Genomic DNA, 25,465 nt, shown 5'->3' with positions numbered 1-25,465 from the left:
GTCGTGAGCAGCAACAAGGGCACGCAGGTCACAGTCCAGCCCCTTTATATCTCTAAGGACAGCACGGCATCCCGCAGTCGACCATCCTCTCGCGAAAGGCCACCAATGACCTCGGCAAGTCTCACCTCGGTCTGCACCATTCGACTAGTGCCGCCCCGCTCAGCGTCTCGAAGAGAGACGAACACCCGAGAATAGTCAGGGTCGTCAATTGGGTCTGCCACTCGCTCGTTCTTTACGGCGGCGGTGGGTCCGAACTCAAGGCGGAAGGCCGGCTGTGCATCAGCACGTTGCAGCTCGACGGACCACTCCCACTGTCCAACGAGCTTGGTCACGACCTTTTCAATTCGCCCTTTGTTGACCGCCCCATTGACCTGCTCCACGAGGACGGATCGCGCGAAGCGCCGCAAGCCATCCTTGACTGCGGCCAGCGTGGTACGGCTATCTTCGAATTGTCGCCGAGCATGCTCGGCCACTAGCTCTGCAAACTCCTGCGTTACCCGGTCCCGCGGCCGATACCCATACCGTGCAGATTCGCCGGTCTCGCACATGGCTTTGATGAAGGAAACTTGATCGTCGACGTCCACTGCCGCTGGGCCTTTCACGAAGTATTGAATCATCTGTCGGATGAAGAAGAGCTGGTCTGGATGTTGCCGACACCACGACCCATCGCGTTCCACGTGGGCTTGCAGGTCGGAAAGAACGTCGGCATAAGTGACGATGCTGGCTTGTTCCCAGCCGTCTCGTTGCCGGTGGGCTTCATGGCGATGGCAGAGCAGAACAACGGCTGTTGCCCTGCCGTCCGTGGCCCCGTGGGCGAGATACCGGCGGTAGTCATGGCCGTGTCCATCCGAGGTACCGTAATTCTCGATGACGATCGCCGCATCAGACCTCGAAAGAACGATGTCGGCAATATCCATGCCAGCCCCGTCAGCGATGTCTTCATCCCCTAGGGTGTTGACTTCCTGGATTACGCGATAACCGCTGGGCGGCAACTGCGCGTCGTCCCGTAACTGGTCATTGACCCTCGCGAGGAAAGCGCGCTGGAATACGTCTCCAAGTTCATGAGTGGTATCGGTGGCCAACAGCCAGGCAAAAATGTTCGACAGTTGCTTTTCGTGCGTGCCGTGGTGCATCACTCGAAAGATATTGAACTGCTCGGCTAAGCTCCGAGAGAGTCCCGGCAGGAGCTTCGTGACAAGGTCGTTCATGTCCGTTGAGAGTCGGGCCATAGCCCAATACTAAGCCACAGGTGATGCCTGTGTGGACCGTTGACATCTGGGCACTATCGGCAAAGTCGCTAGGCAAGAGATTTCACTGTCAAGGTAACCCGCCTGTATAGAAGTCCAAAGATAAACAGCGGCGCTCGTAGGAATGGAGGTTGCCAACCTCTGCATCAGTTCCGGTCGGTGGCCCAACGGCTCATATGCCAGACCACGCAGAACAGAGTACCGAACCTCACAATAGCCACCACACTGCCGGCACCAATTATCAATAGAATTCGGTCGGCACTCCAGGACTGCTTTGGTCGCGGTGATGTGTTGGCCGATGCAGGACAGATAGAGGGTGTCGAGTCGGTAGAATATCGTGAGGTCAGGGGTGGAGAATTTAGGCCTGGCTACGTCGAGGTATTTCGTCTGGATTATGTGAGAACTTCCATCCGGGGAAGGCCTCGACCTCTGTCTGTGTGGCGACTCGCCCTATTTGGGCGTCACCGACCTACATTCTCGACTACGACGAGTCGGATAAGCTCATCACCGCTTCGCAACCGCTACGCGAGTTCGGGACACGAGCTCATATTCCTGCCAGATGTCCCGCCGCAAACCGGCGAACTCGTTAGCAACGTCGAAAATCTTGATCCTGCAGTGAGACACTGAACTTGTTCCAGTCAGGAAATCGATGATGTGGCTGGGACAGCCGGTCACCTCGGCGTCGGTGATGAGCACAGGGGGAAAGGCATTGACCATAAGAGCGATACCGAGGACAGACAACGTCCTTGATTCTTGTGGGATCAGCCTCCCTCAGCTGCGGTTCATGCCATCAAGCCCCGCATCAGTCCCCTACTCACTTCGGCCGGTGCTCAGCCATAACGTTGTCGAAGAGCTCGTCGCCGAGCTTGTCGTAGGAAACGTCCTTCGGGTACCACTCGTCGAGGTCGGCGAAGTCGCCCTTGTCGTCAAGGCCGAGTTCGGAAACGCTCTTCTGCCAATCGTTTGCCGCAGTATTCAGCGTCGATGGGGCATCTGGAACTCCAGCCGTCTTCGCGGTCTTCTCCGACAGGGTCTTGGCATACTTCGCCATCTGCTTCTGCACATCATCGTCGAAGGGCTCAACCGATCCGTCGTTGGCCTTCGCCTGTTCGACGGCCATCGCCTTGGCACCGATGACGACCTCCATCATGGTGGAAAATGTCGTCGACATCGAGTCGAAGACGATCTGCTGATAGGCCACCGGCAGCTCCGAATACTTCTTCCCGGCGGTGATCGCACCGGCAGAACGGGCGATTCCCGCATCGGAGGCGACTCCGATATTCGGAGCGACTTCGAACGTGCCGGCCTCGACGTTCGGGGCAAGCTGCCCGAGGTCGCAATCGGCCGTGCCACGCTGCAGCGCCTCATAAGTCTCGGGGAAGGACAGCGAAACAGGGGTGGCACCCAGATCGGTGACCTGCTTGCCTGCAGCTGCCGAACCGACGCGCAGCTGCTTGCCCTTCCAGTCATCGAGTGACGTCATCGGCTTCGAGCACATTGTGGAATACCCACCGGCGGCGAGCATCGGGATGAGCGGAACGAGGTCCTTGTCCTCGAACTCGGCAAGGACTTCCGGCGTCTCCCACGCCGCCTGAACACCTGCCGCATTCGCCGCCAGATCACTGGCCACCGGCGATGACGGCAACGTCGACATGGCTGTTCCAAGTGCGTCGAAGGCCGGGTATTCGGCCGGGGTGTAGGAGGGCAGGGTGAAGGCGAGGTCGACGCGTCCGTCGGCCAGGGCATCGTCGACGTCGGCATAGCTGGCGATCGCCTGACCCCACACGATGTCGACGGTGATCTTCCCGCCCGAGCGTTCCTCGATCGCCTTCTTCACATCGAGCCCGTTCGGCGCGAGGATTGATTTCTCCGACATTGCCGAAGGTTGGAACTTCAACGTCACCGGGTCGAGGTCGGCCAGAGCCTCATCGATGTCTTCCTGGGAGACGTCATGGGCGAAGCCCTCCCCCGCGGAGTCGCTCGAACCGGCTCCATCGCCACCGACGGATCCGGCGCACCCGGCCAACAGTGCCAGCGATGCGACCGCTGCGACGGCTTTGGCGGGGCGTACTGCCGCCGAACGGATGCGCTTCATGGGACTCCTTTGAACGAAGGCTGTGAAATCACTCCAATCATATGCCTGGATGAGGTCACCCTTACCATGACTCCCCTCACACTGCGGCAGCCGGTCGAACGGCGGATTTCACCGGATGGGGTGGGGCCACCTCGGCGGGGGTCAGCCGGACATTCCCCCGCTGGTGCGTTCGATGAGATCGGGCAGCCATTCGGTCATTCCGGGCACGGCGATCATGAGGATGAGGAAGATGACGGCGACGGGCAGGAACCACAGCAGGGAGATGAAGATGTCGCGCAGGGTCACGGTGTGGCCGAGGTTGACCTCGGGGTTCTTGGCGATGCTGTGGACGATGTAGGGGATGATGCCGACCGGCGGGGTGATCATGCCGAATTCGCCGAGGAGGACGACGAAGACGCCGAACCACAGTGTGCTCACACCCATCGTCTCGAGGGTGGGCAGGAGGATCGGGATGGTCAGCAGCATCATCGACAGGGTGTCGAAGAACATGCCCATGATGATGTAGAGGATGATGAGGACGAGCAGGAAGCCGACCGTCGACAGGCCCAGACTCGTGATGAAGTTCGTGAGGATGGGGGCCAGCCCCGTGATCGCGAGCAGGCTGGTGAGCATGGTCGCGCCGATCATGATGAAGAAGATCGCCGAGGTGGCCGCCACCGTATCCATCGCCGATTCCGCGACCTTGCGCCACGGACCGTCGCCGCGTTTCTCCCACAGGCACAGCAGGAGTGAGCACAGTGCTGCGGCGGCTCCGGCCTCGGTGGGGGTGAAGAGGCCGGAGAACATGCCGCCGAAGAGGACGACGAGGATGACGGCAAAGCCCCAGATGCCGGTCAGGGAAGTGAAGCGGTCTCGCCAGGTGGTGGTTCGGCGGGCGGTGTTGTCTGGGCTGTCTGTGGTGTCGGCGGTGCGGCTGCGCCCGACGAGTGTCGGGGCGATGACTCCGATGGCGAAGATGAAGGCGGCGAAGCACACCGCGAGCAGGATTCCGGGCAGGGCGCCGGCCATGAGTGCTGGGCCCACAGGCACGGAGGCGATGCCCGCGTAGACGACCATGAGGATCGAAGGCGGGATGAGGTTTCCGGTCATGCCGGCGACCATGATGGTCCCGACGGCCATGCGTTTGTCGTAACCGGCCTTGAGCATTTCGGGGATGCCAGCTCGTCCGAGGGCATAGGTCATGCCGATCGTCGACCCGGTGACCGCGGACAGTCCGGCGCCGGCGAAGGTCGTGCCGATGCCGATTCCGCCGGGCAACCAGGAGAACCAATTGTCGGCGACCCGGTAGACCTTGCCGGAGAGACCGGATTGGGTGAGCAGCATGCCCATGAAGATGAACATCGGCAGCACGCTCATCGTCCAGTCCGAGACGGCGCTGAACGGTGCGGTGGAGAGGATGTTCATCGTCGCCGGGATCCCGGACACGGCGTAGACGCCGATGATCGACGGCACCGACAAAGCGATGGCCACGGGGACGGAGAGGAAGAGGAGGACGAGCATCATTCCGATGCACCAGGCTCCCCCGATCGCCGCGCTCGGACTGGTGAAGAGGCCGACGAGGCAGACAGCGACGAGTCCGAACCCGATGGTCAGGGCCAGAGCACCGGGCCGTTCGCGGCGGGATCCTGTGGGAAAGAGCGTGGCGGTGGTCGGGCTCTGCGGGCTGGTGGTGTTCGCGCTGCTTGAGTCGTCTGACGGCAGGGGTGCGCCGGTGAGGTCGGTATTCGCGTTCACTCTTCTTCCCCTGCCGTGGTGCGGCGCCGAAGGATCGCGACGGCGTCGAGGACGTAGAGCACGGCAAGCAGCACGAACACGATCGGCACGAGGTAGTACACCGGCCAGGTGATGATGTCGGAGACGTCAGCGGTCGACCTGATCGCCGTGTTCTGCAGGGCTTTGGTCAACCCGAACCAGGCAAAGGCGAGCGACACGAGCGCGCCGAGGAGGCACGCGAAAGTCGTGAATGCCGCGGCGGTGGCCGGTCGAGCACGTTCGATGGCCATGGTCACGGTGATGTGTTCCTTCTGCAGCTGCGCGGCGGGGATGCCGAGCAGCGCGACCATCGGCAGATACCAGTATTCGACGATCTCGTTGGTTCCATAGATCGGGGCGTGGAAGATCGAACGTGCGAGTGCGTGGGTGACGATGTGGAGCATCATGACGATGATCGCGGCCGCTGTGGTCACCGTCAGCCATCTATCGAGGACTCGGTTGAACTTCAGCATTCTGTGTGACCTGCGCTGTCGATGATGCTGTTGGCTGTTGCTGGGGAAGGCGTTTTCTCAGGGGCCGTCGGTGTCGATGGGGTGATCTCAGGAGTCGCGGGTGTCTCGGTTGTTTCGCCGGATCGCAGTGCGGTGAGAAGGTCCTCGACCTCTGAGGCCGCCGTCAGCCCGTCGGGGATCATCGCGGTCACTCTGCGAGCTCCGGCTTCGGCGACGACGATCGAGTCGATGCCAGCCACCTGTGAGTAGCGGCGGGCGCTGCGCGGCAGCAGCGCGACGCCGAGTCCGTTGGAGACGAGTGATTGGATGGCGCCGGGGTTGTCGGTGATATGACGGGTTCGGGGTTCGAATCCGGCTCGTCGGCACAGTCGCTCGGCGGTGGACCGGCACCTCACACAGCCCATGATCCAGGGCAGGTCGGCGACGTCGGAGAGGTGTTGGATCTGCCCGGCTCGGTTCCATCGCTCCGGCACGAGCAGGTCGAGGTGGTCGGTGCCGAGTTCGACGGTGATGTGGCCGGAAATCTCTGGGGGTGCTTCGTCTTCGTGATGGAAGAGGAAGGCAATATCGATGGCGCCGTCTTCGAGCATCGCCATGGCTTCGGGTGGTTCTGCCTCGGCGACCTCGTAGGAGTGGTGCTGCGGTGCTTCGGATCCGGCGTCGGCTTCGAGACGGCCCAGTGCGGCGGCCAGGGGGCCGATGACGAAGCTGGGGAATCCGGCCAGGCGGACGTTGCGTCCGCCGAGGCCGAAGGCTTTCGCCAGATCTCCGCGCAGTCCCGTCACCGAGGCGGCCACCTCGGCGGCGCGGATCCGGGCGAGCTGTCCGGCGGTGGTCAGCCTGATGCCGCGGGGTGTGCGGTCGAAGAGGATGACGCCGAGGTCCTTCTCGAAAGCGGTCATGTGCTGGGACAGGGCCGGTTGGGACCAACCGAGTTCGCGTGCGGCGGCACCGATGCTGCCGGCCTCGGCGATGGCGCCGAATATGAGGAGGCGCTTCGGATCACCGACGTCGAGCGCCTGCTCGAAGAGATTAGCCATAAGTCAAGCTTATGCCAGAGCAGTGGAATCTGGGTCTACCGGAGGAAGATGAGACGAACCACACTGGAGTTAAGAGACATCATCGCGACGTTGAGGAGACGGAATATGCGCAGGATCGGCCTGCTGGGTGGAATGAGCTGGCACTCGAGCATCGAGTACTACACGAAGATCAACAATGCCGTGGCTAAGCAGCTCGGCGGTCATCATTCGGCGCAGATCCTTCTCGACTCCACCGACTTTGCGGATATCCGCGCCATGCAGGTCGCCGAGGATTGGACGGGCAATGACGCATCGCTTGTGTCGACGGCGCAGCGCCTCGTCGACGGTGGCGCTGAGGCTGTCGCGATCGCTACGAACCTCATGCACAAGTGCGCCCCGGCCATCGAGGCATCGGTTGACGTTCCGCTCGTCCACATCGTTGATTCGATCGCGACGATGGCGAAGCGTCAGGGGTATTCGACTCTGGCGGTGCTCGGCACGAAGTGGACGATGCTCGATGATTTCTACACCGGACGGCTCGAAGCACAGGGGGTTCGCACGCTCGTTCCCGACGAAGAGACGTGCCTCGAGGTCGACCAGATCATCTTCGACGAGCTCACACAGGGAAAATTCACCGATGCCTCACGTGCCCGCTACGTCGAGATCATGAACGATCTCAAGGCACGCGGAGCCGACGCCGTGGCGCTGTCCTGCACGGAGATCGGCCTGTTGGTTCCGCCGGAGTCCGCTCCCCTGCCGGCCATCGACTCCGTAGACGCACATGTCGCTGCAATTGTTGAGTGGATGATGGCGGAGGAGCTGGCGGCGGTGTGAACGAACTTCCCCGGGATGAACACTCAACCACTAAACCGACGCGACCCAGTTTCCGGCCTGCCAGTGCGAACTTGAACGCAAGACCAATAACCTCCGCATCGCCCTGCCTTTCGCAGGCAACCCTCAAGTTCACTAGGCACTCACTGGAATCACGAAGCATCACGCTGGCATGGACCAGCTGGACGTATGTGCGGTCAAAGACCTCGCCAGCAGCAAGATCGTCGACTGCGCCATTGACTCATAGATACTGCCTGGTCTCGCCCTCGCGGTGGCCGAGAATGCGGTGGCTCCCACATGTTGCTCCCTGCTACCAGATCCTCAGCGAACGAGGTTCGCAGTTAAGATCCCTCCACCTCTAGCAGCTCTGCATCATCATGGTCTCAGCGGATTGATGACTAGCATCAATGATGTCGGTGATGATGGGACGATGGAATCGTTCCTCCCTGTGTTGCAGAAGGCGGAGCTCGACAGGAACTGCGGGGCAAGCAACAACTTGAATTCGGTAATGGTGCACTGAAATTAGCACGCAGATCACCGGAAGCATTGGCACCGGAGGTTGCGCTAACTGTTCCCAGATGAACCCAAACTTGCTCACGACAGTGCCGACGCCTAGGCGGCAAACACCGCAGCGTCAGCTCAACTTTAAGTAGTCCTCTTCGCGGGAAGATCCGACTGAAACAAAAGCGGGCCCCCCTCTGTGTCAGCCTTAGATGAGACACCCGGATGGTCCGGTTTGGTGTCGTAGAGGGCGGGAGGAGGTATCCCCGCGATGAACACAACGATGACAACTCCGATCGAGTCGAGGCATTCTGGGGGTATGGATGAAGTCCCTGACCCGCAGGTCCCGCCCAAGGCCTGCCGGCGTCGCTACAGCGCGAAGTACAAGGCCGAGATCCTGGCAGAGTACGAGAATGCGGACCGCGAAGGCAGAGGCGCGTTGCTGCGCCGGGAGGGCTTGTATACCTCGCTGATCAGCGCCTGGCGAGACCAGCGCGACCGCGGAGCCAAAGAGGCACTGGGTCGCTCCGGGGGCGCGGCACCGGCCACAGCAGCCCAGAAGGAAGCCGCGCGGTTGCGGAAGGAAAATGAGCGGTTGCGGTCGGATCTGGACAAGGCCGAGGCGGTGATCGAGGTCCAGGGAAAACTCTCAGCGCTGCTGGACCAGTTCTCGACCAGCAGCAACGACAAGCCCGAGAAGCGATGATCGACGAGACGATCACCGAGCTCACCGAGCTGGTGGGCACCAAAGCAGCCTGCCGGGCGGTGGGACGGTCTCGGGCCACCCACTACCGCCGCCATCGCCAGTCCCCGGCACCGCCGCGTCAGCGCCGCGAGCCGGCCCGGCAGCCGCGGGCCCTGACCGAAGCCGAGGAGGCCGAGGTCTTCGCGGTCTTGCACTCGCAGCGGTTCGTGGACATGGCCCCGGCCGAGATTCACGCGGTCCTGCTCGATGAGGGTGTCTACCTGTGCTCGGTCTCGACGATGTATCGCCTGCTACGCCGCCGCGGCGAGGTCCGTGAGCGACGCCGCCAGGCCACGCACCCGCCCCGGGTCAAGCCCGAACTCGCAGCTGAGGGCCCGAATCAGGTGTGGTCGTGGGATATCACGAAGCTCCACGGTCCGGTGAAGTGGACGTACTACTACCTGTACTCGATCATCGATATCTTCTCCCGCTACACGGTGGGATGGATGGTCGCCCCCGCCGAGTCGGCGGCGCTGGCCGAAAAGCTGCTGGGCGAGACCATCGCCAAGCAGGACGTGGACCGTGATCAGCTGACCATCCACGCGGACAACGGCTCCTCGATGGCCTCGAAACCGGTCGCGTTCCTGCTGGCCGACCTGGGCGTGACCAAGACGCATTCCCGCCCCCACTGCTCCAACGACAACCCGTACTCAGAGTCGCAGTTCAAGACGTTGAAGTATCGGCCCGAGTTCCCCGAGAAGTTCGGCTCGATCGAGGACGCCAGAGCGTTCTGCAGCAAGTTCTACCGCTGGTACAACACCGTCCACCGCCACTCCGGGATCGGCATGCACACCCCGATCGACGTCCACCACGGCTACGCCGCCGAGATCCGGGACCACCGCGCCAGCGTCCTCGAGAAGGCCTATATGGCCCACCCCGAGCGGTTCGTCCGCCACCACCCAGTCCCGCCGGCATTGCCCACCACAGCCTGGATCAACCCGCCCGACCAGGACGAGAAGACCCCGCCAGCAAACTCAACGACGAAGCTCAGCAAGTGACCCAAAAAGGTTGACAGGTTCCGCCCCTGGTCCAAGAAACCTCATCAGCTAAGCAAACCAATTACCTGGAGCAACGCACATCGCCGCGAAGCACCACTGAGACTTCTGAACAATCGACGCGTGTCGATCACGTAGAACGCTCGACCTGCCGTTGTGCGCGCCCGAGCTGACGCCCTCGAACGACTTGCCTAGTTCCGATCACGTTGACACAACTAGTTGTCAAACAGCCGACAGCCCGAAGCTATGAAAGCTCAGAAACAACGCACTTTCCGCTAAGCTCATAGACGATAGTCATTGAGAAGCACTCCAGACCAATCTAGATCGCCAGAGCACAACAACGAGGAATGCAGATCCTTATGAATCAGAGCGGAATATATACTGAGTTTCAATCTTACCGAATACCCAGCCAATCTGACATCGACCATGCACTACGGACTGGCGTCATAGCACTAGACGCAAACGTATTGCTGGATCTTTACAGATACAATGACCAAACAGTCGACGACATACTGCAGATCCTACAATCCATCGGAGAGAGGCTATTTGTTCCACATCAAGCTGTTCTAGAGTTCTGGAGAAACCGCCAGTCCGTGATATCGAGCTTAGGTGACGCAACCAGAGAAGCGATACGTATTACTAAAAAGAACCGTGAATCGACGATAACAGCTTTAAACAATTGGGCAAAACAGATAAAATTGCCTGACGACCAGATCAATCAGATTAAAGATGATGTGCAAGCGTTTTTCGAACAGCTAATAAACCGAGTGGATGGGAAGCAGACTAAAAACTATTCTATAACTCAACCCTCAGAGGATGGAATATTAAACAATCTAGAGCGACTACTCGAAGGATCAGTCGGATCGTCGTTACCTCCACAGGAATGGGAATCTGCGGTGCAAGAGGGGCGCCGGCGAGTCGAACACCAGATCCCACCTGGCTACTGCGACGAAAACAAAACCGACTCCGACTTACCTGAAGGACCATCGGGCGACTATCTGGTATGGGCCCAACTCCTCCGCGAAGGCGCCGATAAAAAGACGGATCTTGTTTTTATAACAGCAGATGTCAAAGAAGACTGGTGGAACAAAACGACACGCGGCCAGTCAGTTAGCGCCCGACGTGAACTCAAAGACGAATATAATCAAGCAACAGGATGCCAGCTAATATTGCTGGAGCCCGTAGACCTTGTTCGCCATTCACCTGTGCTCGGCGTCGAATCTAACGAAGAGACTGAGCTCGATATAGAACGAGTAACGGAAAGCGCTCAGCGGAACCCCCACCAACGGCGAAACGAATGCATTAGAGCATTAGCAAACACCATCGAATCATTTAACGATTCACTGCAACTATCTGGCAGCAATAATCGGGGCGCGAATGCATTAAGCATTACCGATCCGACCGGGCTTCATCATCGAGTCTACTTGACGTCTAGCCGCAACTATGCCACTGACAGTCAAACTTTTATTTCCTGGCACACGATCGCAGAAGCAGACCTGTTAAGTGGAATTTACGAATCCTTCATACTCTGCCCGGAAAATGAATCGGGTGACATACTGTTCTTCATTTTCACCCCGGATGAGCTGCGCGAGATTGCGTCTCAAAAAACTCTTCATGACGCTCACTATCATTTCTATATAACCAGAGGAGAAGACTCCCGATTTGTTGACGAAAGGCCTGAAGCGGGTAGTCAAAGTATTGATATACAAAAATTCCATAATGCCTGGAACTCGCTTTACTGAAATGATGAAAATGCATCGTATTGCATCTTCCATGCTTCAACTCCACTTATACAGACACCAACCATAACTAATCAATTGGAATTCCAAATAGACTTTTTAACGGCGGTATTGTTCAGGGCTGGTTCGTCCTAGACCCAGCTCCATGCGCCTGCGTTTGCGTGGAGAGCTATTCGGCGTCTCTTAATCTTGTGGGCGGCCGTACAAATGCCTGAGACCTTCTCTGATTACTCCCGGGGGAAACTGTTCGCAGAGACCAAGGAATTGAACTATAAATCGATGATTGTGAGGGTGGATAACAGTCAAGACGATCAGGACTTCAGTTCGTCCTTCCGTTCGCATCCTAGCTTGGGTGGCTACTTGCGCCTGTGCTGAAGGCGAAGCTCAAATAACTGGCATCCAAACTCGTGTGACGGTATTACCAGTTATCTTTTGGCCGCAACCAGATTGACAAAACGCATTCAGCTGAGTCCGTGCACGTAGACACGGTGAGCCTCACCCAGCATTGAATTCAATCGTCTTTCCGCGTTTTGCATTCACTATGGCTATGACCACGCCGACCGCCAGCCACGAAAATCCCATGATCATCGTGGTGCCATCAAAGTTGACCCAGACGAACAGCAGAATAATGAACCCGATAGCTGGTAGAACCAAGAAGTTCCACAGATCCCTGCTCCGTGAACGAACGACGAAATGATTGATCACGCTGATATGCAGCAAGAGGAATGCCGTCAGCGCGCCAAAATTCACGAGCGAACTCAATGGTCCGATTTCGCCGATGAAGATGAAGCCCAAAACTATGGATATGCCAGCGACAAAAAACGTACTTGCATACGGGGTTCTGTATTTGGGATGAACCCGTGCAAAAATGTGAGGCAGCACTCGGTCGCGGCCCATACTGTACAGCAAACGTGAAATCGCGGCCTGCGCCACGAGAGCGTCAGCGATGCCCCATGCAAGTACCGTTGCAACCGCTGTAAGAATGCCGAGCCATGGGCCCCCAGCGACTTCAGCGGTCGCATAAAACGCCCCGTCCAAGTCGCTGAATCCTTCATAGTCCGGCACGATAAGCGCTGCCACCCATGTCTGGGCGATAAAAAGCACACCGACGATCAGCAGCGAGAAGACCATTCCTCGTCCAATAGCTTTGGGCCCTCCATTGGACTCTTCCGACAGTGTTGAGATCGCATCGAACCCAAGAAAGCTGAGCACCGCGATCGACGTTGCGCCAAGCACCAGCCCAAAGCTGAAGTTATCGGCGTTAAACAATGGGTCCAGGCTGAACGTTGCACCGTTTGTACCCTCGGCTATTGCTTTGATTCCTATAATTAGGAATATTGCAAGTACGAGCAGTTCAAACACGATGAAAATCTTGTTTATCCGTGCCGTCATCTCAATGCCGAAATAGTTGATTACGGTATTGATGATCACAAAGACGACGATCCATACCCAGGCGGGGACTCCTGGAACTATACTGGTCAATGCTGCGGCACTGACAACGTACATTAAGGTCGGAACCAGCAGGTAGTCCAGGAGCATAAGCCAGCCAGCGATGAATCCAAGAGACTTCTTGAGCCCGCGACCCACATAGGAATAGACAGAACCCGCCAGCGGGAATTGCTCTGACATGCGAGCATAGCTGAGGGCTGTGAAGATCATTCCGAACATGCCGATCAGGTACGCAAGTGCCGGCATGCCCTTGGACCCTTGCATGACCTCGCCGTAGACACCGAACGGCGCAATAGGAACCATGAATATCAGACCGTAAATCAGGATGTCAGTGAAAGTCAGACTTCGCTTGAGTTCCTGCTTGTATCCGAATTGCTCAACCGACCCGTTGTACGCCATAGTTCTTCTCCCTATCACCTTTGACGAGATCACCTCAGACCGACTGCCCTGAGCACCGTTGGCTGGCTGGCCTTCACGGCTCCTCCACGTGGTCTGCCGCTCTGAATCGAATGACACAAGTAAATTGGTCACATGTCGATCGCGCTCTCAGCTCCGTAGGCAGAAAGGAGAGTGCGCGGCACCTCCATACGTGCAGTAGTCAGCGGGTCAACAACCTGACTGATGCTGGCCGTTCCCTTCAATGACAGGAGCATCAGGGCATCGGTAGAATCGAGGGCGGAATTTTGCACAAGGAAGTCTCGCATCATGCGTGTAGCTTCCTGGACTGCATCCATGAGGTCTTCTCGTGAAGCAATAGCTATAGCCTCTGTTGGACTCGTTAAGAATGGAAGCGGCACTGGTCGTCCGGGGACAACGCTCACGCGAATAGTGACCCAAGCAGCGATTTCCAAGCCACACACCGCAACTTCACCGTCGCCCATGGCACCATGTACGTCGCCTAGGGCCAACAAGGCTTCAGGTACTTCGACTGGCAAGTACAGCGTGGATCCCGCAGCGATCTTTTTGGTGTCCATGTTTCCACCGTGATCAGCAGGCGTGCCCGTCGGTATTTCTTCCTCAGGCGGAGCTGTACCGATCACACCGATCATTGGTTCAATCGGAAAAGAGTAGTTCTCGTCGAATTCAACACATCCATCAACGATCGGAATCTTCTTAGTACGTTCCTCCACTGTGCCGGGCAGCACTCCGAGGTCGGGGTGGGTTGTCATTGTCCCTTCGTCCCCTATTTCGATGTCGAGGATATCGATTCGAAGCGTATCCCCGGGCGATGCACCTTTAACGGCTATCGGCCCAGTAGCAGGATTCACCTTATCCCATCCAACCGAGCTGAATAGATCTTCCTCCGTCTTTACCGAATTGGAAAAACAGTCCAAGGTCTCGACTCGGATGACATCTCCGGACTCGACGGAAATCACCGGTGAGTGATGAGCGCTCATAGTGAGAACGGACGATCCGGCGTCAAGAGTGTGCATGAATCCTCGCAATCGCTTCTTCTTTGAACCGACAAGCAAGCCATGTCGTCTACGACTCACAGCCCACAGATATTAAAAATTCGGCGAACTTTCCGACTACTGGACCGATTGTGCCACCGAAGTATAAAAAGAACAAGCACGTGTCGTGTTCAATCTTGGCCGTCGCGACCTCTAAAAATGACACCATTGACACAACGATATATCAACAAGTACTTCAACAAGGCGCGCCGAAATCTCTTGAAATTACTTATTTAATTAGAGCCGCTTGCTGGTCGCTACGAAAAGTGAGTCTGCATATTTTTGATGGACCGTCGACGGCGATCCGCTAGCTCCAGAATCGTCTTCGTCTTCCGCCCACTGTGTATGCATTTAAGAGAAGGTGTGTGCCCACAGCATTGTCAGGCTACCGCGATCAGCTAACCACGGGCCTGCGTGGCTAAATGGAGTATCGAGTCCCCAAGCAGACCAGCTATGCCTCCGATAGAAGCGTACTAACGGAATCAGCTAAACACGATGCGCTGACAGACTCTCGACATCGAGAGCGCACGAAACGGGTGCTCCGGTCGCCTCGAGAGTTCGTCAGGAACATATCGTAGGTTTCCCCGTCCGTGATGTCCTTCTGTATGAGACCGCTATCCGAAGTCTAGAGCACTGGGGCATTAGCACAGGCGTGACTCACTGACGAGTATTCGAGGTCTCCTCGACGTTCCCTAAATCCTGAAGCCTCAGGAGCGTGCGAAAATGGCCGCGGGACTTGCTGGGGAATACGCATTCAAGTCGCGACCAGCGAAGCCCCCTGTTCTTGGATAAATCGTCGAACGATCAGCGCAGACGCCGAAGGTTGGCTGTCCGTACGGTAAACCAAACAGAGTTCCAATCGAGGTGTGTCCAGGAGCGGAAGCCGTGTCAGGGCCGTATCGTGATTCTGAAAATCGATTGCGGCCAGTATGCCGACCCCTGCACCGTTCTGAACCATGACCCGTACGGTCCGTGCTGAAGCCGCCCGCACTACGACGTCGGCGTGGGGGAGCCGACTCGCGACTTCTTGCCCGATGACGGTACCTGGTCGCATGGTCACGATCGGCCAAGATTCCACATCATCCCACCGAACAGCTTTCAGTTTGGCGAAAATATGGTCTGCGGGAACGACGACACCTAAGCTGACCTCGACAACTCGGGTACGGGCTATCCCCTTTGGAGCGGAAGTCCGAGGCGCCGAAATCACCCCGATATCCAGAGCGCCACTGAGCACGTTTGATTCGATCTCAACCGAGCTCGCCTCTGACACTTCGAAGCGCAGATCAGGATGTTGCGCAAGCAATCTCGAGGTCACAGGAGCAATCAACGTCTCGGCGAGAGCGGCGATAGATCCAATGACAACTCGACCACGGTAAGCGCCACTCATTTCAGCCGCCATACGATGAACAGCCTCTTCCGAAGCAATCAGACGCCTAAAATACGGCACGATACTTCGACCGGCCGCTGTGAGCCGCACGCCCATTTTGCTGCGGGTCAGCAGCACAACGTTGAGTTCCTCTTCGAGTAGAGTCACCTGCTCCCTCAAAGTCGGTTGACTGACCTGGCAACGATCCGCAGCGGATCGAAAAGATCCGGTATCGACTGCAGCTAAGAAGTACCGTGCTCGTTGAACTCTCATTCAGCGATGATAGAGGTTTTTCCTCTCACGATTGCGCGGTGTGCGCTTCTTCCCACCCGGGGTGTCAGCGCCGAAGCTTGCATAAGACGCATGCTCACAGCATTGCTCTCACGACGGTGTGAAAGGAAAACACTTATGGCGGATCAGCCCTTATCGGGTATTCGTGTCTTAGACCTCTCGACAATCATCGCCGGGCCCTTATCGGCATCGCTTCTGGGCGACTTCGGGGCCGACGTCATCAAGATTGAGCAGCCAGGCGAAGGAGACCCGGCTCGAAAGTATCCTCCACTGGTCGGTGATCTGTCCGCCGCATGGGCGATGCATGGGCGGAACAAACGGAGTGTCACAATCGATCTGCATCACGACGGTGCTGCAGATCTAGTCGGCCGACTGGTCCGAACAGTTGACATTGTGGTGACAAATTTCCGACCCGCCACACTGAAGAAGTACCGAATCGACTTCGACGATCTCACAAAGTTCAAGAAGGATCTCATCATGGTCCACATCAACGCGTTCGGCCGCACCGGCCCGTACGCGGATCGACCGGGATTTGCACGAGTAGCAGAGGGGTATGCTGGGCTGACCCATCGTACGGGCGAACCTGACGGCCCTCCGATTTTTGCCGGTTACCCCGTTGCAGATGGTGTAACCGGAATCTACGGCGCATTTGCCGCCATGCTTGCCCTGCGCCAGCGGGACCTGACCGGAGAACCTCAACTCGCCGACATTCCTCTCTATGAACCGCTCCTGCGAATGATGGAAGATTTCATCACTGAATACAGCGTGACCGGTTCGAGTGGACTGTGTCAAGTTGTTTCGACAGGAGAACACTATTTCCTCAAGCAGCCCGGTCGGCTGCCGATGATTCCGTCTCGGTGCGATCGAAGAACGACTCCATCGCCCGGGCAGGGATCTCATAGCCCAACGCCGAGTGACGCCTCTTCCGGTTGTAGAACACCTCGATATACTCCGCGACCGCCAGCCGTGCCCTTGCGCGAGTAGCGAATCGCTGACGATGGAACATCTCATTCTTCAACGAAGCGAAAAACGCCTCCGCGACCGCGTTGTCCCAACACACCCCAGTCCTGCCCACTGACAAGCGAACCTGCATCAATCGTGCGACTTCGGCATACTCCGCAGAGGTGTACTGGCTGCCTCGATCCGAATGCGCTATTGCGCCCTCGGCAACGTATCCGCCCTGGTAGGCGACCTTAAGAGCATCGATGATCAGACTCGTGCGCATATGCTTCGCCGTCGCCCACCCCACCACCATCCGGGTCGTGAGATCGATGACCGTGGCCAGGAACAACCACCCCTCACCCGTCTTCAGATAAGTGATGTCGCTGACCAGATGCGTCGTGGGTACCGGCGGGTTGAACTCCCGCCGCACCAGATCCGCCCTGTCCTGGGCATCGGCGGCAGGGATCGTGGTTCGCTTCGTTGCCCGGGGTTGGACACCCGCGATCCCGAGCTCGCGCATGATCGCAGCGACCAACCCCAGCGAAACGGTGATCCCTTCGGCTGCGAGATCCTTGTGGATCCGGCGAATGCCGTAGACCTTGTTCGACGCCAACCACAGGGCGTAGACCCGGTCGGCGACGATCTGGCGGCGACCACGCCTGGACTCAGGGTCCGGTTCGGTGTCCTGCCGGTTCTTCCACGCATAGTAGCCGGTGCGCTCAATTCCCAGAATCTGGGTCATCAAGGTGACGGGGAAGGCGCCTTCTTCGGTGTGGATCAGCTCGTACTTCGCGCTCACGGCTGTTCCTTCGCGAAGAAGGCCGCGGCTTTTTTCAAGAACGCGTTCTCCTGCTTCAAACGAGCGATTTCCTTGGCCATCTCGGCCGGGTCATCACTGTTGGCGTCGGGAGCGCGTCGAGCTGATCCGGAGCCGGTTCCTTCAGTGCCAGTGGCCTTCGCGACCCACCGGCCCAGCGTCGACTCGTTGATGTCGAGGTCGCGGGCGACTTCGGCTCGGGACTTCCCGAGGTCGGTGACCATCGCGACGGCGTCGGCCTTGAACTCCGAGGTGAACTCTCTGCGGGGCCGCCGCGGGGATTGGTTGGTAGTCATGTGCAGCAGTTTCCTTTCATCGGGTTCTGCTGTCTACTCAAATCATGACACCCCAGAGTGTGCAGAGGCAGGGGAACAAGAACCCTCATATCAGCCCGAACAATCTGTACCAGACCCGAGACGAGAGATGGGTTGCAATCCCGGCATCGACGGAACGCATGTGGGAACGTCTTGTCGACGTCATGGGCGTTGCTGAGCTGAAGTCCTACCGGACGATGACGACACGGCTCGAACATCGCGAGACGATCGAGGCGAAGGTCGCAGACTTTGTTAAGTCTCACAACGCTGACGAACTGTTGGAGAAGCTGAACCATGCAGGCGTGGCCGCTGGTCCGATCAACTCCGCTGAAGAGGTCTGCAATGATCCTCACATCAGGTTTCGCGGTTCGGTTGTCGAGGTTGACGATGGATTCGGCGGAACTCGACTTGTGCAAGCGCCAGCAGGGCAGTTCTCTGGTTTCACAAACACCATCGGCGGACCTCCCCCGGCCCTCGGCGAAGACACCGATGATGTTTTGAAAGAGATCGGTGCGCTGACGCATGAAGAAGTGTCAGCACTCCGTTCAAGCAAAGTGATCTGAAGGGCAGAACCGTGAATATCGCAGACGTGTCCATACTTGTTCTTGTTCTTCTATTCGCCGCAACCATGCTCAAGGGATTCAACCTGGGGCTTGGTTCACTCGCTGCCGCTTTCGGAGTCAGTACGTTGGCAGGGCTTGAATCGGCCGAGGTCATTGCCTCATTCCCTGGCGACTTCTTCATCATGATCGTTGGCGTCACCGCACTATTCGGCGTCGCCCAAATCAACGGAACGCTCGATTGGATGCTTGACGGCATTCTGCGGCTGGTCCGCAATAACGCAACCCTTGTGGCGCTGGTTCCCTTCTTCGCTGGTGCCCTCTTGACAGCTTTCGGGACCTTACCCGCGGCGGCAACCGCGATCGTAGCTCCGATCGCGCTGGGGTTGTCCGCCCGCTATGGGCTGCCAGCGCTGATGATGGCTGTACTCGGGATCATGGGAATTCTCAGTGGGCTGTTGTCACCTCTGGCCGTTTTCGGAATTGCTGCGAAACAGCAGATCGGTGCATCGCACCTCCTTGTGCCCAGCCACACCCCAATCACTCTGCTGGCAGGTTCGATGCTCGCCGGCATTCTGGTCTGCGTGGGCGCGTTGATTTATTCTCGAGCTCGGAATCTGTTGCCGAAGGGCCAAATCGGGCACTCGGATGAGCCGCTCGACTCGTCCGGAGGCGGTGTCGCCACACTCGCGCGAACCGCTCCTCGTACTCGAGAGCTCGTCGTGACACTCGGAGGAATCGGTCTCGTATTAGTTCTAGCCGTGGGTTTTGACGCCAATATCGGATTGCTTGGGGCCACAGTGGCCTGTCTGCAGATGCTTGTGCTGCGGATGGAACCTTCAGAAGCCGTGTCGAAAATTCCGTGGTCGGTGATCCTGCTCATCGGAGGCCTGCTCACATACATCGGAGTCATGCAGAGTCTGGGAGCCTTTGAGAGAATCAGTCAGCTCCTGACGGTTGACGGGTCCCCCATGATTTCATTGTTGCTCCTTTGCTATATCGCTGGAATCACATCGTTCGCCGCAAGCTCCATTGCTGTGTTTGTGACCGTCATGCCGTTGCTCCCAAGCGTTGTTGATGCTGGAGTCTCGCCTATCGGAGCGATTCTCGCTGTGGCTTTGGCATCGGTCGTCGTCGACATCAATCCGCTCGGAATCACCGGCGGTCTGATCCTTGGTTCAGCCGAGGAGCAGGTGCGACCTCGTCTTTTCAGGCAGCTGCTTATTTACGGTTTAGCATCGGTTGCTGTGGGGCCCTTCATCGTATGGGGAATCTTCGGTTGGTGGTGAAGGTTGTCGGCTGAGCACACGCGGTGTGTGCTCGGGATTCGCAATAGTGGTGGAGATCGGCTCGGTCTCCACCACTCCTTCAGCCTTCCGGCATATTCTCGCCCCGGCTTTCCATAGACCTTCAACTGGCTAAGACGAATACCCGGCTTCCAAGACGGGCCGAATTGCAGTCTGAGAGCTGTGTGGTTTATGTAGCGGTGCGGACCCGGTAGTGCTGTCCTGCACGGAGATCGGCCTGTTGGTTCCCCCGGAGGCCGCTCCCCTGCCTGCCATCGACTCCGTTGATGCTCATGTCGCTGCAATCGTCGAGTGGATGATGGCGGAGGAGCGCACTCCCGTTCAACCATAGGCGGCAGGGCGAAGTGCGACTTGGCTCGCGGATTTGGCCACTACGAAGATCACACGCGAGTGGGTGGGCGATGACTGGGCGCGATCTATTGGTAGTCGCAGAGATCTACAACTATGCCTAGCGAGCTTGTGACCGTATGACACATCACCGTCATCGGCCCGACATAGACACGGCCACTTCGTCGGAGAGATGCTAGGCCTATTCAAGTTGCGAGGCAGGCAGTTCCGTTTCACGGTAGGACAAGTCACTACGCAACTAATATGCCAGCTAGCTACTAGCTGCCGTGCCGGGCCGGAACGTAGGGGTTGAAACATGAGATCGAACAAGTCCCAAGAGATGATGTTCCTGGTGTGGCACAGAGTTCACGGCGAGGCCGATGAGCTGATTGGTCTGTTCGACTCAGAGTTTGAAATGAACGTCTACTACCAGGTTGCAATGGAAAGTATCGATCCAGAAGATTTGCATTGGACTGAGGTCCCAGTTGGGTGGAAGGTACTTCAAGTAGCGCCACCGTCCTTCGCGTTGGTTGAGGGCCCCTCGCTCCCTCCACTCATTCGTACGTTGAGTCCTCCGTAATATCACTGCGTGACCGATCTTTGAGCAGCTTCAATGCAATCAGTGTGATGACCGCTGAGACCAGGATGTAGACCGAAACCGCGTAACCCGTTCCGAACTGGTGAATCAGCCAGGTGGCTATCAGTGCCGCTGGGCCGCCGGCGATGACCGATGAGAGCTGATAGCCGAGTCCGGCACCGGTATAGCGGAGATTCGTCGGGAAGCTCTCAGCAATGATCGACGCCTGCGGCCCGTACTGCATTGCGTGGGGTATGAGACCCAAGCACAGGGCGAGGAATGCCAACCAGGTGACGCCGCTGTCGAGGAACGCAAAGTAGATGAAGCCCCATACGCCCATGATGGCCGCGCCCCACGCGTAGATCTTCTTCCGCCCGATCGTGTCGGAGTAGAGCCCGAAAAGCGGAACGAGGACGAGCTCCACACCTGCAGCGATAAGTGTGCCGATGAGCACGAAGTTGTACGTGTAGTCATGGCCGTGGGAACCGGTTGTCATGTACGACAGCACGAAGGCCGTGACGACGTAGAACGGCATCTGTTCGGACATCCTCAGCAGAGCGGAGAGGATGATTTCCTTCGGGAACCGTCGAATCACCTGCAGCAGCGGTGCAGTCGTCGTGGTCTCCTCCGCGACCACTTTCGAAAATTGCGGAGTCTCCATGATCTTCAGCCGGATGTAGAGGCCGATAGCGACCAATACCAAGCTGAGCAGGAATGGAATGCGGAAGCCCCAGGCGATGAACGCATCCTTGCCGAAGATTCCGTTGAACACAGACATGAGCCCGGTCGAGAGGATGAGGCCGATAGCGACGCCGAGCTGAGGCCAGCTGCCCATGAGACCTCGACGTTTCTGGTCGCCCCATTCCATGGAGAGCAGAACCGATCCGCTCCATTCACCGCCGACAGCGATGCCCTGCAGCACTCGCAGGAGGATGAGGATGATGGGCGCGGCGTCTCCCCACGTCGCCGATCCGGGCAAGATGCCGATGAGAGCGGTGGAGATTCCCATCATCAGCAAGGTGACAATAAGCATGACCTTCCTGCCGATTCGGTCACCCCAGTGCCCGAAGATCGCAGCACCGACCGGGCGGGCGAGGAACCCGACGAAGTAGGTGGCGAAGGCGGCGAGGGTCCCGACGTAGGCAGAGACATCGGGGAAGAACAGGTGCGGAAACACCAGCGCCGAGGCGGTCCCGTAGAGGAAGTAGTCGTACCATTCGATAGTGGTGCCGATGGTACTGGCGACAGCCGCGCGTCTGACCTGAATATGGTGTTCGTGATCAGAAGGCGCAGGATTCTTGAGTTGAGACATAACAGCACACTTAGTCGCGACATCTTCATTGACGTTTCGACGTTACGACTGTGGGAACCTGTTTAACCCATGGCTCAGAAAACTCCCAGCAACTGAAACCGAATCTCCACTTTCGAAAATACGTGTCGATGAGGTGACAACTTCGCGAACGTCGTCATTGTCGTTACGAAGACTCTTCACCGTATACGCTCAGGGGAGCTCTCGCCGCGTCGGTCCATTCCCGCCAACGCTTGAACCTTTCCACAGCGACAGCGGCCCGCCCAGCGGAACCCGTCGCGGCCCGCTGCATCCGGCCGTGCTTGTCACCAATGCCATCGTCCCGAGCGTCGACGAACTCCTGCACTCGGCGAATCCCGTGCAGAGCGTTGACCAGCCACACCTCACAGTCGGCAAGGTCCTCGGGTCGCGTTCGGCGGTGCTCGACCAGAATCGACCGTGCGCGGGCCTCGTCGAGGATCACCGCCGAGGTCACTCCGGGCAATGTTCCCAGATCCGGGGCGGGTGCGCAGAGCGTGTCCCCGTCCCACCACAACAGACTCGTCGTCGCACCTTCGATCACGACGCCGTCCTCGCTGAGCAGCAGCATCTCCGAGCAGTCGCAATCGGCACGAGCCTCGGCCAGCAGTCGCCCAAGAAGTCCAATGTCCGGGCCTTTGCGACCAGGTGTCTTGCGCGGGTCAGGATGAGACGGGACGAGAACCCGTAACTCGCGAGTCCGTTTCGGTGCCGGTCGCAGTCGGAAGGCCAATCTCGGCGCCTCGCCTGGAGACGGCCTCAGGACGTCCACACGTGGAAACCACTCCCCCGTCTCTGGAATCTTTTCGACGGCTGCAGCCCAAAAGTCCCCAGTGACCGACCCGCCGACTTGCGCCGCTGCATCGCCGAACCGAGCCTGATGACGTTCGAACGCCCGCACACGCCCGTCCTCGACGAACCACGAGTCGGCTGCCAACAGCGTCCACGCACTGATGTCACCGGTCGGCTCGTCGAAACGACGCTCCCGCGGATTCCACAACCACGCACTCATGTTTCGACTGCCCCCGTGCGTTCGGCGACATCGGCATTAGACGGTTGGGCCGTCTCGCTGGGAATCACTGTGAGGAGTTCCGGGTCCGGCCCTTCATCGGAGAGAACACCGTCGGACGAGTCTTCGCCGGGAAAGTCGGCACTGCCGAGCAATCGCAACAACGGTGCCGCTTTCACCACGGTCTCCTCGTATTCCTCGTCGGAGGCCGACAGCGCAACAATCGCCCCACCGACCCCGTACCGCAAGGTCTCCCCGCGGACCACGAGAGTACGAATGACGACGCTGAGGTCAACGGCACCGTTCAGCGAGAAGTATCCGACCGCGCCGCTGTACACCCCACGCGCACCGGCCTCGAGATCATCGATGATCGCCATCGTCCGCAGCTTCGGCGCCCCGGTCATCGACCCCGGCGGGAACGCTGCCCGCACACACGCAACCGGACTGGCGTCCTCGGCCAAGCGTGAGCTCACCGTCGAGACCATCTGATGCACCGTCGCATACGACTCGATCCCGAACAGCGTGTCCACCTGCACCGATCCCAACTCGGCCGTGCGCCCGAGATCGTGCCGCACCAAATCGACGATCATGAGATTCTCCGACCGATCCTTCACCGAGGTGGCCAGCTCGGCTTTGATCGCTTCGTCCTCCTCGGGTGTGTCCCCGCGGGGACGCGTGCCCTTGATCGGCTTCGACTCCACCCGACCGTCCGACCCGATGCACAGGAATCGCTCGGGGGACGTGCTGAGGATCGCAGCCTCCCGGGTGCGGATGAATGCCCCGAACGGCGTCGGATTGTCCTCCCGCAGTCGCAGGTACATCTCCAGCGGTGACTCGTGCGGGTCGGCCGTGGCCTCGATCATGTTCGTCAGGCACACCTCGTAGGTTTCGCCGTCGGTGATCTCCCGCTGCACCCGGTCGATGAGCCCGAGGTATTCCTGCCGACTGTGCCGTGCCGAGAGGTGTGAGCGTGTGTGGTCAGCGCGGGTTGAGTACTCTACCCACGCCGAGGTGGCGCCCGGCTGGACGGGTTCACCGCCGTCGTGAGCGGGGATCGTTGCGATCTGTGCGCGGATGTCGTCGAACCATTGTTGAGACGCTGTATGGCCCGCAGGATCATCAGGTTGGCGTAATGCGAGGAGGTGGATGCGGTCGGTGTCGTGATCGATGACGAGGGCACGGTCGAGGAACATCATCACGGCGTCGGGCAGCTCGGACTCGCGCCGGTTCGGCGAGCCGACCTCCGCCTTGAGCTCATAGCCGAGGTACCCGACCCACCCAAGCCGGAAATCGAACGGCAGGTACGGACTGTCGGCGCGCTCAGCCGAGTCACTGCCTGCCAACTCGACATCGGTGCTGGAGAGTTGAGCACCGAGCCAGTCGAAAAAGCCGGAGGTCTCAACAGATTTCTCAGGCCCGTCGCTATTCGTCCGGACGTCGACAGTCCTGTCCGGCACCGAGGCTGTCGCAACTTTGGCCAGCGGACCCGTCGGTGCGCCCATGATCGAGAACCGTGATGAAGCGTTGCCGGGCAAGTTGCCGTCGAGCCAGATCGACTCAGGCTCGCTGCCGAAGAGTTCCGTGAACAGACTCTCGTCGGGGACGGTCTGCGACAACTCATCGGTGTCGAGGACATATCGCCGCTGTGCAACAGGAACGTCGCCGGCTACCTGAATTTGCTGACGGTCTGCGACCGTCCCCCCAGGGACGTGTTCGGTCTCGCGTCTCGCGCACCACTCCACGGTCAGTTTCGCGAAGTTCTGCAGCAACGCTCTAGCTTCCTCAGACGCGATCGACTCGGGGTGGAATTGGACTCCCCATTGCGGCCTCGTCCGATGCTGCATCGCCATGATGACACCGTCCTCGGACCATGCCGTCGCCTCAAGAGACTCGGGCAGCTCGGTTACCGCGAGCGAGTGATACCGCACCGCAAAGAACGGCGACGGAATTCCAGCGAAGATCCCGGTCTCAGAATGACTGATCGGAGACACCCGACCGTGCCGAGGCTCGGGAGCATGCGCCACCACTCCCCCGTGCATATACGCGATCCCCTGATGGCCGAAGCACACTCCGAGGATGGGAATCGGGGACTGCGCGATCACCTCGGCGCAGATTCCGAAGTCGGCCGGCCTCTCCGGAGTACCCGGCCCCGGAGAGATCACGACATTGTCGAACTCGTCGAGGACGCTGACATCGAACTCGGCCCAATCATTGGGCACGAGCGTCGGCGCACAGCCGTTGACCTCGGCGAGGAGGTGGAAGAGATTGACCGTGAACGAATCCTCATTGTCGATGAGCAGAGTTCGGATCATCTCATCCTCCCTTCCCTGT

At 58.7% G+C, this 25,465-nt stretch carries 17 protein-coding genes and 2 pseudogenes; 6 read left to right on the top strand and 13 right to left on the bottom strand.

All coding sequences use genetic code 11. The features are described 5' to 3' along the window. Window positions 1-44 precede the first annotated feature (44 nt). From ACQE2J_RS08150 to ACQE2J_RS08125, 6 genes and pseudogenes are all read right to left on the bottom strand, one after another. Window positions 45-1,229: a PD-(D/E)XK nuclease family protein gene (locus tag ACQE2J_RS08150; protein WP_101584565.1), complete on the bottom strand. Its 1,185-nt coding sequence runs from the start codon at window positions 1,227-1,229 to the stop codon at window positions 45-47. Window positions 1,230-1,400: 171 nt separating this feature from the next. Continuing rightward, a pseudogene (locus ACQE2J_RS08145) lies at window positions 1,401-1,640 on the bottom strand (ISL3 family transposase); the annotation flags it as partial. 421 nt (window positions 1,641-2,061) lie between these two features. Continuing rightward, window positions 2,062-3,342: a TRAP transporter substrate-binding protein DctP gene (gene dctP, locus ACQE2J_RS08140; protein ID WP_426937423.1), complete on the bottom strand. Its 1,281-nt coding sequence runs from the start codon at window positions 3,340-3,342 to the stop codon at window positions 2,062-2,064. A gap of 141 nt (window positions 3,343-3,483) precedes the next feature. Then, window positions 3,484-5,076 (bottom strand): TRAP transporter large permease, encoded by a 1,593-nt coding sequence (locus tag ACQE2J_RS08135; RefSeq protein ID WP_426937422.1) that lies wholly within the window; start codon window positions 5,074-5,076, stop codon window positions 3,484-3,486. Further along, a complete protein-coding gene (locus ACQE2J_RS08130) occupies window positions 5,073-5,567 on the bottom strand; it encodes a TRAP transporter small permease (protein ID WP_426937421.1) in 495 nt (164 codons plus the stop codon). The genes ACQE2J_RS08135 and ACQE2J_RS08130 overlap by 4 nt, the downstream gene beginning before the upstream one ends. After that, entirely contained in the window at window positions 5,561-6,607 is a 1,047-nt protein-coding gene (locus ACQE2J_RS08125; protein ID WP_426937420.1) for a LysR family transcriptional regulator, read from the bottom strand. The genes ACQE2J_RS08130 and ACQE2J_RS08125 overlap by 7 nt, the downstream gene beginning before the upstream one ends. Window positions 6,608-6,712: 105 nt before the next feature. On the opposite strand from ACQE2J_RS08125, the gene ACQE2J_RS08120 reads away from it, so the two are divergent. From ACQE2J_RS08120 to ACQE2J_RS08110, 3 genes are all read left to right on the top strand, one after another. Continuing rightward, on the top strand, window positions 6,713-7,420 hold the full coding sequence (locus tag ACQE2J_RS08120; protein WP_426937419.1) for an aspartate/glutamate racemase family protein: 708 nt from the start codon (window positions 6,713-6,715) through the stop codon (window positions 7,418-7,420). Between the two features lie 781 nt (window positions 7,421-8,201). Then, window positions 8,202-9,661, top strand: a protein-coding gene (locus tag ACQE2J_RS08115; protein ID WP_425120636.1) for an IS3 family transposase whose coding sequence is annotated in 2 segments (ribosomal slippage) — window positions 8,202-8,559 and window positions 8,559-9,661 — 1,461 coding nt in all. Because the reading frame shifts where the segments join, the coding sequence is not laid out codon by codon here. A gap of 356 nt (window positions 9,662-10,017) precedes the next feature. Then, complete coding sequence (locus tag ACQE2J_RS08110; RefSeq protein WP_426937418.1) at window positions 10,018-11,400, top strand: PIN-like domain-containing protein; 1,383 nt, start codon at window positions 10,018-10,020, stop codon at window positions 11,398-11,400. Window positions 11,401-11,892: 492 nt separating this feature from the next. Here ACQE2J_RS08110 and ACQE2J_RS08105 read toward each other — a convergent pair whose 3' ends face one another. From ACQE2J_RS08105 to ACQE2J_RS08095, 3 genes are all read right to left on the bottom strand, one after another. Continuing rightward, a complete protein-coding gene (locus tag ACQE2J_RS08105) occupies window positions 11,893-13,245 on the bottom strand; it encodes an APC family permease (RefSeq protein WP_426937417.1) in 1,353 nt (450 codons plus the stop codon). 128 nt (window positions 13,246-13,373) lie between these two features. Beyond that, window positions 13,374-14,279, bottom strand: a complete 906-nt coding sequence (locus ACQE2J_RS08100) for an acetamidase/formamidase family protein (protein WP_426937416.1) — start codon at window positions 14,277-14,279, stop codon at window positions 13,374-13,376. A gap of 772 nt (window positions 14,280-15,051) precedes the next feature. Further along, the gene (locus tag ACQE2J_RS08095; protein ID WP_426937415.1) at window positions 15,052-15,936 is read right to left on the bottom strand and encodes a LysR family transcriptional regulator; all 885 of its coding nucleotides are present in this window, start codon (window positions 15,934-15,936) and stop codon (window positions 15,052-15,054) included. Window positions 15,937-15,942: 6 nt separating this feature from the next. On the opposite strand from ACQE2J_RS08095, the pseudogene ACQE2J_RS08090 reads away from it, so the two are divergent. Next, window positions 15,943-16,716 (top strand): annotated as a pseudogene (locus tag ACQE2J_RS08090) (CaiB/BaiF CoA transferase family protein); the annotation flags it as partial. Window positions 16,717-16,774: 58 nt separating this feature from the next. On the opposite strand, the gene ACQE2J_RS08085 reads toward ACQE2J_RS08090, so the two are convergent. After that, a protein-coding gene (locus tag ACQE2J_RS08085; RefSeq protein ID WP_425120641.1) for an IS3 family transposase occupies window positions 16,775-18,009 on the bottom strand; the annotation gives its coding sequence in 2 pieces (ribosomal slippage) (window positions 16,775-17,724 and window positions 17,724-18,009; 1,236 coding nt in all). 26 nt (window positions 18,010-18,035) lie between these two features. Here ACQE2J_RS08085 and ACQE2J_RS08080 point away from each other — a divergent pair. Together ACQE2J_RS08080 and ACQE2J_RS08075 are read left to right on the top strand one after the other, a co-directional pair. Beyond that, window positions 18,036-18,590 (top strand): CoA transferase, encoded by a 555-nt coding sequence (locus tag ACQE2J_RS08080; protein ID WP_426937500.1) that lies wholly within the window; start codon window positions 18,036-18,038, stop codon window positions 18,588-18,590. Window positions 18,591-18,601: 11 nt separating this feature from the next. After that, on the top strand, window positions 18,602-19,876 hold the full coding sequence (locus ACQE2J_RS08075) for an SLC13 family permease (protein WP_426937414.1): 1,275 nt from the start codon (window positions 18,602-18,604) through the stop codon (window positions 19,874-19,876). 899 nt (window positions 19,877-20,775) lie between these two features. On the opposite strand, the gene ACQE2J_RS08070 is transcribed toward ACQE2J_RS08075, so the two are convergent. The 3 genes from ACQE2J_RS08070 to pabB form a co-directional block, all read right to left on the bottom strand. Beyond that, a complete protein-coding gene (locus ACQE2J_RS08070; protein ID WP_426937413.1) occupies window positions 20,776-22,110 on the bottom strand; it encodes an MFS transporter in 1,335 nt (444 codons plus the stop codon). A 163-nt stretch (window positions 22,111-22,273) separates the two neighbouring features. Continuing rightward, a complete protein-coding gene (locus ACQE2J_RS08065; RefSeq protein WP_426937412.1) occupies window positions 22,274-23,137 on the bottom strand; it encodes an aminotransferase class IV in 864 nt (287 codons plus the stop codon). Beyond that, window positions 23,134-25,446, bottom strand: coding sequence for an aminodeoxychorismate synthase component I (gene pabB / locus ACQE2J_RS08060; protein WP_426937411.1), 2,313 nt, complete (start codon window positions 25,444-25,446; stop codon window positions 23,134-23,136). Before pabB ends, ACQE2J_RS08065 begins: the two co-directional genes overlap by 4 nt. Window positions 25,447-25,465 lie beyond the last annotated feature (19 nt).

Source organism: Brevibacterium sp. LE-L, assembly GCF_050214925.1.
GTDB lineage: Bacteria > Actinomycetota > Actinomycetes > Actinomycetales > Brevibacteriaceae > Brevibacterium.
This window is presented reverse-complemented; position numbering and strand designations above follow the sequence as displayed.

Coding starts and splice junctions, on each gene's coding strand:
- ACQE2J_RS08150 (WP_101584565.1), bottom strand. CDS start 1,229: ATGGCCCGACTCTCAACGGACATGAACGACCTTGTCACGAAGCTCCTG.
- dctP (WP_426937423.1), bottom strand. CDS start 3,342: ATGAAGCGCATCCGTTCGGCGGCAGTACGCCCCGCCAAAGCCGTCGCA.
- ACQE2J_RS08130 (WP_426937421.1), bottom strand. CDS start 5,567: ATGCTGAAGTTCAACCGAGTCCTCGATAGATGGCTGACGGTGACCACA.
- ACQE2J_RS08125 (WP_426937420.1), bottom strand. CDS start 6,607: ATGGCTAATCTCTTCGAGCAGGCGCTCGACGTCGGTGATCCGAAGCGC.
- ACQE2J_RS08120 (WP_426937419.1), top strand. CDS start 6,713: ATGCGCAGGATCGGCCTGCTGGGTGGAATGAGCTGGCACTCGAGCATC.
- ACQE2J_RS08110 (WP_426937418.1), top strand. CDS start 10,018: ATGAATCAGAGCGGAATATATACTGAGTTTCAATCTTACCGAATACCC.
- ACQE2J_RS08105 (WP_426937417.1), bottom strand. CDS start 13,245: ATGGCGTACAACGGGTCGGTTGAGCAATTCGGATACAAGCAGGAACTC.
- ACQE2J_RS08100 (WP_426937416.1), bottom strand. CDS start 14,279: ATGCACACTCTTGACGCCGGATCGTCCGTTCTCACTATGAGCGCTCAT.
- ACQE2J_RS08095 (WP_426937415.1), bottom strand. CDS start 15,936: ATGAGAGTTCAACGAGCACGGTACTTCTTAGCTGCAGTCGATACCGGA.
- ACQE2J_RS08070 (WP_426937413.1), bottom strand. CDS start 22,110: ATGTCTCAACTCAAGAATCCTGCGCCTTCTGATCACGAACACCATATT.
- ACQE2J_RS08065 (WP_426937412.1), bottom strand. CDS start 23,137: ATGAGTGCGTGGTTGTGGAATCCGCGGGAGCGTCGTTTCGACGAGCCG.
- pabB (WP_426937411.1), bottom strand. CDS start 25,446: ATGATCCGAACTCTGCTCATCGACAATGAGGATTCGTTCACGGTCAAT.